Here is a 7,219-nt window from a genome sequence, read left to right as displayed (position 1 = left end):
CTGAGGAAGCTCACCACATGCCCACGGAAAGCGAGTGATTTCCAGGAGCTCCTAATTCTGCGCAAATTAAAGTAAACATGCTACCAATCATCTCGAAATTGAGTCATTTAGTATCCTGCACGATTGTTGAATAAACTTCATTATCAAAAAAAAGCCAGCCAAATGGGCTGACTTCTTTTATCCTCCACTTACCGGAGGAATGAAGGCGATCGTATCTCCATCTTCCACTTCTGTTTCGTTTCTTGCAAATTCCTCATTCACCGCTACCATGGAATCAGTAACTTTGGTAAGGGAATAGACCTTTTCAATAATTTCCTTAACTTCTTCTACCTTTTTTCCGGTCAAGTCTAGTTCAATGCTTTCTGCCCCCATTTTTTCACGGAGTTCAGCAAAGAAAAGGATCTTGTTCATTTCATCGCCTCCTTGGATGGTACACCAGCATTTTTTTCTTTCTGATCTCCAATCCATTTCTCACCGTTTTCCCAGTGTTCCTTTTTCCAGATCGGAACGATTTCTTTGATGCGTTCAATCGCATAACGACTGGCTTCGTAAGAATCTGCTCTGTGAGGAGTGGAAACCGCAATGATGACAGCAACATCCGTGATATCTAAACGACCTACTCGATGAACGATAGCAGTTTTTGAATCCGGCCACTTTTGTTTAATTTCCTGACCGATTTCGGCCAGCTTTTTCTCAGCCATGGGTTTATATGCTTCATATTCTAAATAAAGCGTACGTTTCCCATGCGTAAACTCTCTGACTGTTCCGATAAACGTATTGATGGCTCCTGCTTCTCTTCTCGTCACTTTATCAACGACTTGCTGTACATCCAATGGCTTTTCTGAAATCCAGTAATCTTTCTTCATACCTGCCCTCCTTGTGCTAAGCGATAAATGTCGGCCATTCGTTTTCTCCACTCCCTTAATGTATAAACAGGAAGTGCCAGGTGACTGGTCAGCTTTTCGTTCCATGTAATAACGAACTGGACATTAGTAAGGTCGAGTAATCTCAGATCTTCCGCTCGTTTAATGATAACTGCCTTAGGATAGTGCTCGTATTTAAAGCCTTCTACAACAATTAAATCTGGTGAAAAATTTCGGTATAGCTCAACAAGGTCATCTAAGGTGAAACCGTCCGAATGACTCAGTTCAAGCTGAAACCTTCTAGGGCTGTCGACGCCTGTCATAAATGCACCGGATTCATGTAGACGATAACTATCCGTTTCATGGTGCATGACTTTCAACGGTTCATCGTGGCCGTGGTGTTTGATGGCAGCTACTCGCTGCCCTCTAGCCGATCCATAAGCGATGAGTTCTGATAGAAGTGAAGTCTTTCCAGTGTTTTTGTATCCTACTATTTGGAAGACCGGCGATTGTGTAGACATTGACCTCTCCCCTCCATCCTTTAGAAGTTATGTAAAAACCCCTACCGTACATCGTGCGGCAGGGGTTAGGTTCATTAATCCGGAATACCTAATGCGATTTTTGCGTAGCGGCTCATACGATCCTTCGTCCATGGTGGATTCCAGACGATATTTACCTTGATCTCGTTCAATTCTGGCAGATCCGCTAAGCAACGTTTAACATCTTGTTCAATATGACCAGCTAACGGGCAGCCCATTGCTGTCAATGTCATGGTTACGGTCGTGTTGCCGTCGTCATCTATATCGACGCCATAGACAAGACCTAAGTTGACAATATCGATGCCAAGCTCAGGATCGATGACATTTTCAAGGGCACCCATTGCGTTTTCTTCAAGTGCTGTACTCATATTTGTTCCCCCTTCACAATTCTTCAAAACCTATTATAAACAAAAACCTGCGTAGAATAAAATATTCGCGATCATCATAATACTAATTCTAACCAATTTACCATTTCAAGAACGGCAAACCTGCTTACTTTATGGTCCCTGCCCACTTCTCTTAAAAAGCGGATATTCTCGGGATTCTTATAGAGCTTTATCGCCTCGTTATAGAATTCATATGAATGCTGGAAAGGGACGACAGGGTCGGCGTCTCCATGCCAGAAGAATAATGGCCTGCCATAAAGTTTTTCCATTTGGTTGGATAAGTCAATGCCTTCTAACGATTCAAACAGTTCTTCCAGTTGAGCAGGCTCCAGTGGCAATGGAATACCCGTTTTCTCCACATCCTGCACCATTTTCTTAGCAAATTCTACTGGTTTAGGAGAGCCCATCATGACGGTAGCAGCTTGGATCCAAGGGTACATTGTCAGGGCTGCACTCGTTGTGATCCCGCCCATGGACGTTCCTCCAACACCGACTTTTCGATCTTTAATCAATCCATTTCGATCTAATTCATCTTTTATATCCTGGAGTTCTTTTAAATTTTGATACACGATGTCCCAGAATTTGAAATTCAGCTCCTGTTTGGACATATCTTCTTCCCTTTCTCCATGAAAAGCACTGTCAGGAAGAATGACACGATATCCTTTTTGAGCAAGTAAGTAAGCGAGAGCCAAATTATGTTCTTTTGCTGAGGTGAAACCATGAAAATATATAAAAACAGGTAGTGGCTCTTCTTGTTTTGATGATTCCACAACTGTAAGTACAGGTATGTTTTTTAATGTGTTCCGATAAATGCCAATCATTCTCGTATTTCCTTTCTATTATCTTTACTGTCCGTTTAAATGGGAGTAATAATTATGAATTATAATGTAATCGTAACACTGCCCTATTCAATTGGAAAGTGTTAGGTAACGAAGTGGGAATTTCTTTACATTTTCCCTTTTTTACCGCTACACTATATACAAAATGAGGTGAAAGCAATGAATAAACAACACTTAATTGCATTAGATTTGGACGGCACGCTCCTAACCGATGCAAAAGTTATTAGTACAGAAACGAAAAAAACCGTTCTCAATGCGATGGACCAGGGACATATCGTCGTCATCGCCACTGGACGTCCACACCGTGCAAGTATCGATTTTTACCACGAATTAGGATTGGATACACCGATGGTCAACTTCAACGGCGCATTAATTCACCACCCTAAAGATCATCGTTGGGACGCGATCCACTCGCCTCTCTCTATTCGTACAGCGCATAAGATTATTCATACCTGCCAGGAACTTGGCGTTAAAAATATCCTTGCTGAAGTAAAAGATCAAGTTTATCTGGATCAGCACGATGAGGAAATTATGAGCATTTTCCAGACGAAAAATGATCCGATTACGGTCGGTCGCTTACAATCAAATTTAACAGAGGACCCGACATCGATCTTAATTCATCCCGAAGAAGAAAAAATCCAAAAACTTCGTCAGGAATTAGATACGCACGCTTCCTTGATCGATCACAGAAAATGGGGTGCCCCATGGCACGTCATTGAAATCGTCCGTGCCGGCATGAACAAAGCTGTAGGATTGGATAAGATCGCTCGCTACTTTAATATCCCTCAGGAAAGAGTCATTGCTTTCGGTGATGAAGACAATGACTTTGAAATGATCGATTATGCTGGTGTAGGAGTAGCGATGGGTAATGCGATTAATGATCTTAAAGACTTGGCCAACCACATCACGGATACCAATGAACGTGATGGAATTAGTGAATTTCTAACTGAATATTTGAAGTTAAATAAAAAAGCCATGTAAGTCAACTTTTTCCTCGTTTAAAGGTAAAGGTTCTTGCCATACTAAGCTTGAACGTGAAAGCGTTCAGGCTATTTTTATGACAGGAGGGTCTTGTCATGGAACAGCAAAAGAAGAACAATCGCAAGGAAAACAGCTATTCAGAAGTTCGAAAATTCGACGAAAGCGAGATGGAGCCAAAAAGGCTTTCAGAAGCAGCTCGAAAAGAAATCGAATCTGATCAGCATACGGTAGGAGGGTTTTAAAAATGGCCAGAAACCTTTTTGAAAACGCACGAAATGCGGTCAACCGTTTCACCCAAAACCGTGATGGACGTCAACCATCCCAAGAGGATATGCAGGCGGCGAAACAAGCAATTCAATCTGCATATAGCCAATGTTCTCAAGAGGAGAAACAACAGCTACAGCAGCTTGAACAACAGCTTGATAGTCATCACCAAAATTTGCGATAACATGATAAGACCAGACCGTCTATTACGGTCTGGTCTTTTTCTAACCTAAATACAGGAAAAAAAATCAGCCATTTGACGGAGTTACTCTTTCTCAAAATTGGGTAAGTTAAGAAGTAACCCCCTAAAGATTTTCTAAATGTAGTGCAGAAACAATCCTGAGCGCTAGTGCACGTTCAGGAACGTTTCTGTGTTTTTTTATCTATACATAATTCTTCAAGACTTTTTACTTCAATCAGATTCGAGTGAGAAACAGATGCAACATTCTTATGAATAAAAATAGCCTTCATATCCATTTCTAAGGCCGGGGCAATCTCATTCATAAAATTGTCTCCAATAGAAACAATGCCCTCTGGCTCTAATCCATAAGCCTCTAACATTTCTTGAAAAATCGCCTTCGTCCGAATCGGCTTTTCTGCTGAATGCACTATTCTGTGGAAGATCCCTTCAAGTTCAAGGATCTTTAAAATTCGCTCTACATCATAAGCTTCACTATTCGTAACCAGAATTAACACTTTGTCCGCTTTCCAATTATGCAAGGATTCTTTTAACCCCCTCGTTTTTGTTAATTGGAATTGGTTAGAGCTCATAAAATTTTTCGTAGCTGTATAACACTTTCTTGCCTCTCTTGTAGCCACTCCATAGTGCATGGCCACGGAATAAGGTAGCCACCATCCATCTCCGATTGCTATAAGTGATTCAAAATCATAAGTCAAGCAACCCGGATAGACAACGTCAACCTCATGATCGGACCATGACTCTCCGCTCCACTCTTCAACTTGGGTGGCTTGATTGGTGAAAGGGTCAACTGTGATAATCACATCGCGTTTTTGGTCATAGACTTTTCCGATTGCTAAAGGGTGATTATCTCTCATAATCGCCTGGTAATCTTTCTTGAACATCGTTCTTTTTTCTATAATTGCCTTCTGCTTCAAAAGTTCTGCATAATGAAGGAAATGATCGGTATCTTCATATAAAGTACCATCTAAATCAAAGATTAACGCTCTGGCTTGTTCAATCATTGGACTCATTCCCTTTTCTATATTGTCAGCTGCAAGCTCATATTCGAGTAAGCTCCACTCATCTCTCTATTGGCGCCACACCCGATTCCTAATATATATTAAAATATTGTTTGAACCCTTTTAAAAGGAGCTTAACCACCTATGGCTGCAATTTTATTAAATGTTACATTTATTATCTGCTTTTTACTTTCTGTTTATTTCTTCTCAAGGAGAAGGAAAAAGGCTGGTATTACCGGGATGAAGAGTGCTTTGACATCCGTTTGTTTTTTCCTCATCGCCATCATCAATTTTTCAGCCAACCTATTTGATTTTTTAGGAATCGTCAGTTGGTAGCCTTATTGATACTCGGAGCCTATTTTACGAAGTATTTGCCTCGAAAAGGCGAACCAACCGTTTCATGAGACCATTTAAAAAGGGATTGCCCGAAACGAGGGCAATCCCTTTTTTTATGAACGTTGAAACGACTTCTTTAAAGTAATCGCATAAAGAATATGACCGATCAGCCAGTACAAAATGGCGATTTCGTCCGTCAATGCTGGAGTTTCTTTGATGGCGAGTAGGGTAAGCGGGACATAGGTTATTGCTGCTCCTGCAGTTAAACCAATAGACAACAGCCACCGATTTCGGTTGGTATCTCTCAAGCGCTTATGCATAAAAACATAAGCATATAGTATACCTATTGCCCAGGAAATGACCATATGAAAGAGCCATTCCATGACAACCGGCCAGTCAATGTTTCCGATAACAGGAATAAAATCTACATTCATGAGCAGAGTGTAGATCTTTTTCCCTGTAACCAATTCGACATACCACATATACATCCCTAATACGATCCCGGATGTCGTGCCTATCCATATGCCCCATCGAATCATAAGCGCCCTCCACGTTCGGTTAGTATGCTTCTTGTTTCCTAAGTTCCCTTAGCAAATTTTCTAAAACCTGTCGAAGCTCTCGGTGGTCTCCTTCCAACATGCGGAAATAAAGAGCACGTAAAAAGTGCTTGCTATTGTTAATGATTATGTCTTCTCTCGGATCATCCCAGCTGTTTCTGCGGTAAAGTAAAGTTTCCAGCCATTCCACTCTCTCAGCAGGGCTGATTTTTTTGAACATGATCATAACAGCAGTAACCATCCGTTCTTCTTCATCAAATAAATAAGGGTGGTCAATCAAGAACTGTTCCTTAATAATCGGAAGCATCTCCTTGATCTGATTATCCGTAATCTCATCGCATGCCGATACATGATAAATAGCATCGGCCGCATGAGCCATCGCATGCGCCCACCCTTTCCCTTCAACATAACCTCGATGGTCAGACTCTTGATTCATATATTTTTTCAGGTTCTCCCAGACCCTGTGTATCTCCTCTTCTTTTAAGAAAGGAGAATTTCGGTGTTTTTCCATAATGGGTGGAATTAATAAAACAGAAAAGCTCCTTTTAAACACAGCATCTTCTTCCTTTTTGGAAGTACCGATCCGGTAGAATAAGTAGTTTTTATTTAGAATGGATTGTAATATATTTTTAAGCTGCTCGTGGCTGTAATGGCCTCGTTCGATGAATGTTGTAAAAATAGAGTGAATCAAGTCATCTCTCAAAACAGGATGTACCGATCCGATTCTCTGCAGCATCATTGTCGTCAGTTCTTGTAAACTCTGGTTCTCGGGCAACTGATAATCGTTGTCCTTGATTGGTTGTAACACATCAATTAGTCGAGACTCCATACCACACCTCCTAAAAATTGCTTTAATTGTAACACAGATATTGGTAACAGCTGTAAGATTATGATCAATAGTTTTGACTCAGCCGTTTTTTTGGTAGAATAGGAGGAGATGTTATGGAGGAGGATGCAAAATGGCAATACAAGTACAAGAAACCCCAAACCCGAATGCTCGCAAGTTTACTACTGACTCAATGATTTTCCAAGGTGACGGAAGTGTTTCAGTCATGCCTGGTCAAACGAGTGAACATAAAATCATGAATGATCTTATGGAATTAGACGAAGTCGATAACGTTTTCGGTTTTCAAAACTTTATCACAGTCAACAAATTACCTAATGCAGACTGGGATACCCTTACACCAAAAGTAGAAAGCGTATTGCAAGAGTACGGATACTAAAACCGAAAAGAGCCGCCACTATCAATGTGGC

The 7,219-nt window shown here is 40.9% G+C and carries 13 protein-coding genes; 5 read left to right on the top strand and 8 right to left on the bottom strand.

Going from position 1 to position 7,219, the window contains the following annotated elements; all coding sequences use genetic code 11:
• Positions 1–177 precede the first annotated feature (177 nt).
• The 5 genes from moaD to LD39_RS00155 form a co-directional block, all read right to left on the bottom strand.
• A complete protein-coding gene (gene moaD / locus LD39_RS00175; RefSeq protein WP_035541516.1) occupies positions 178–411 on the bottom strand; it encodes a molybdopterin converting factor subunit 1 in 234 nt (77 codons plus the stop codon).
• A complete protein-coding gene (locus LD39_RS00170) occupies positions 408–866 on the bottom strand; it encodes a molybdenum cofactor biosynthesis protein MoaE (RefSeq protein WP_035541514.1) in 459 nt (152 codons plus the stop codon). Before LD39_RS00170 ends, moaD begins: the two co-directional genes overlap by 4 nt.
• Complete coding sequence (mobB, locus tag LD39_RS00165) at positions 863–1,384, bottom strand: molybdopterin-guanine dinucleotide biosynthesis protein B (RefSeq protein ID WP_035541511.1); 522 nt, start codon at positions 1,382–1,384, stop codon at positions 863–865. The genes LD39_RS00170 and mobB overlap by 4 nt, the downstream gene beginning before the upstream one ends.
• Before the next feature lie 74 nt (positions 1,385–1,458).
• A complete protein-coding gene (locus LD39_RS00160) occupies positions 1,459–1,770 on the bottom strand; it encodes a metal-sulfur cluster assembly factor (protein WP_035541508.1) in 312 nt (103 codons plus the stop codon).
• A gap of 74 nt (positions 1,771–1,844) precedes the next feature.
• The gene (locus LD39_RS00155) at positions 1,845–2,609 is read right to left on the bottom strand and encodes an alpha/beta fold hydrolase (RefSeq protein WP_035541504.1); all 765 of its coding nucleotides are present in this window, start codon (positions 2,607–2,609) and stop codon (positions 1,845–1,847) included.
• A gap of 177 nt (positions 2,610–2,786) precedes the next feature.
• Between LD39_RS00155 and LD39_RS00150 the strand changes: the two genes are divergently transcribed.
• The 3 genes from LD39_RS00150 (at position 2,787) to LD39_RS00145 (ending at position 4,056) form a co-directional block, all read left to right on the top strand.
• On the top strand, positions 2,787–3,608 hold the full coding sequence (locus tag LD39_RS00150; RefSeq protein WP_035541501.1) for a Cof-type HAD-IIB family hydrolase: 822 nt from the start codon (positions 2,787–2,789) through the stop codon (positions 3,606–3,608).
• Between the two features lie 95 nt (positions 3,609–3,703).
• The gene (locus LD39_RS22885) at positions 3,704–3,850 is read left to right on the top strand and encodes a hypothetical protein (RefSeq protein ID WP_197061366.1); all 147 of its coding nucleotides are present in this window, start codon (positions 3,704–3,706) and stop codon (positions 3,848–3,850) included.
• 2 nt (positions 3,851–3,852) lie between these two features.
• Positions 3,853–4,056, top strand: coding sequence for a DUF3813 domain-containing protein (locus LD39_RS00145; RefSeq protein WP_035541500.1), 204 nt, complete (start codon positions 3,853–3,855; stop codon positions 4,054–4,056).
• 173 nt (positions 4,057–4,229) lie between these two features.
• On the opposite strand, the gene LD39_RS00140 is transcribed toward LD39_RS00145, so the two are convergent.
• A complete protein-coding gene (locus LD39_RS00140) occupies positions 4,230–5,075 on the bottom strand; it encodes an HAD family hydrolase (protein WP_052158649.1) in 846 nt (281 codons plus the stop codon).
• Positions 5,076–5,216: 141 nt separating this feature from the next.
• Here LD39_RS00140 and LD39_RS00135 point away from each other — a divergent pair, with 141 nt between their 5' ends.
• Positions 5,217–5,408 carry a hypothetical protein gene (locus LD39_RS00135; protein WP_052158648.1) on the top strand — a complete coding sequence of 64 codons (192 nt, stop codon included), beginning with the start codon at positions 5,217–5,219 and terminating at the stop codon, positions 5,406–5,408.
• 113 nt (positions 5,409–5,521) lie between these two features.
• Here the strand turns inward: LD39_RS00135 and LD39_RS00130 are convergent, their stop codons facing one another.
• Together LD39_RS00130 and LD39_RS00125 are read right to left on the bottom strand one after the other, a co-directional pair.
• Complete coding sequence (locus LD39_RS00130; RefSeq protein WP_035541494.1) at positions 5,522–5,947, bottom strand: hypothetical protein; 426 nt, start codon at positions 5,945–5,947, stop codon at positions 5,522–5,524.
• A gap of 19 nt (positions 5,948–5,966) precedes the next feature.
• The gene (locus tag LD39_RS00125) at positions 5,967–6,794 is read right to left on the bottom strand and encodes a DUF2785 domain-containing protein (RefSeq protein ID WP_035541493.1); all 828 of its coding nucleotides are present in this window, start codon (positions 6,792–6,794) and stop codon (positions 5,967–5,969) included.
• A gap of 130 nt (positions 6,795–6,924) precedes the next feature.
• Here LD39_RS00125 and LD39_RS00120 point away from each other — a divergent pair, with 130 nt between their 5' ends.
• Complete coding sequence (locus LD39_RS00120) at positions 6,925–7,188, top strand: NifU N-terminal domain-containing protein (RefSeq protein WP_035541492.1); 264 nt, start codon at positions 6,925–6,927, stop codon at positions 7,186–7,188.
• Positions 7,189–7,219: the final 31 nt, after the last annotated feature.

Source organism: Halobacillus sp. BBL2006 (assembly GCF_000786645.1).
GTDB lineage: Bacteria > Bacillota > Bacilli > Bacillales > Halobacillaceae > Halobacillus.
This window is presented reverse-complemented; position numbering and strand designations above follow the sequence as displayed.

Excerpts from the sequence above, each read along its gene's own strand:
- moaD (WP_035541516.1), bottom strand. The coding sequence starts at position 411 with ATGAACAAGATCCTTTTCTTTGCTGAACTCCGTGAAAAAATGGGGGCA.
- LD39_RS22885 (WP_197061366.1), top strand. The coding sequence starts at position 3,704 with ATGGAACAGCAAAAGAAGAACAATCGCAAGGAAAACAGCTATTCAGAA.
- LD39_RS00130 (WP_035541494.1), bottom strand. The coding sequence starts at position 5,947 with ATGATTCGATGGGGCATATGGATAGGCACGACATCCGGGATCGTATTA.
- LD39_RS00135 (WP_052158648.1), top strand. The coding sequence starts at position 5,217 with ATGGCTGCAATTTTATTAAATGTTACATTTATTATCTGCTTTTTACTT.
- mobB (WP_035541511.1), bottom strand. The coding sequence starts at position 1,384 with ATGTCTACACAATCGCCGGTCTTCCAAATAGTAGGATACAAAAACACT.
- LD39_RS00140 (WP_052158649.1), bottom strand. The coding sequence starts at position 5,075 with ATGATTGAACAAGCCAGAGCGTTAATCTTTGATTTAGATGGTACTTTA.
- LD39_RS00125 (WP_035541493.1), bottom strand. The coding sequence starts at position 6,794 with ATGGAGTCTCGACTAATTGATGTGTTACAACCAATCAAGGACAACGAT.
- LD39_RS00160 (WP_035541508.1), bottom strand. The coding sequence starts at position 1,770 with ATGAGTACAGCACTTGAAGAAAACGCAATGGGTGCCCTTGAAAATGTC.
- LD39_RS00155 (WP_035541504.1), bottom strand. The coding sequence starts at position 2,609 with ATGATTGGCATTTATCGGAACACATTAAAAAACATACCTGTACTTACA.
- LD39_RS00170 (WP_035541514.1), bottom strand. The coding sequence starts at position 866 with ATGAAGAAAGATTACTGGATTTCAGAAAAGCCATTGGATGTACAGCAA.
- LD39_RS00145 (WP_035541500.1), top strand. The coding sequence starts at position 3,853 with ATGGCCAGAAACCTTTTTGAAAACGCACGAAATGCGGTCAACCGTTTC.
- LD39_RS00150 (WP_035541501.1), top strand. The coding sequence starts at position 2,787 with ATGAATAAACAACACTTAATTGCATTAGATTTGGACGGCACGCTCCTA.
- LD39_RS00120 (WP_035541492.1), top strand. The coding sequence starts at position 6,925 with ATGGCAATACAAGTACAAGAAACCCCAAACCCGAATGCTCGCAAGTTT.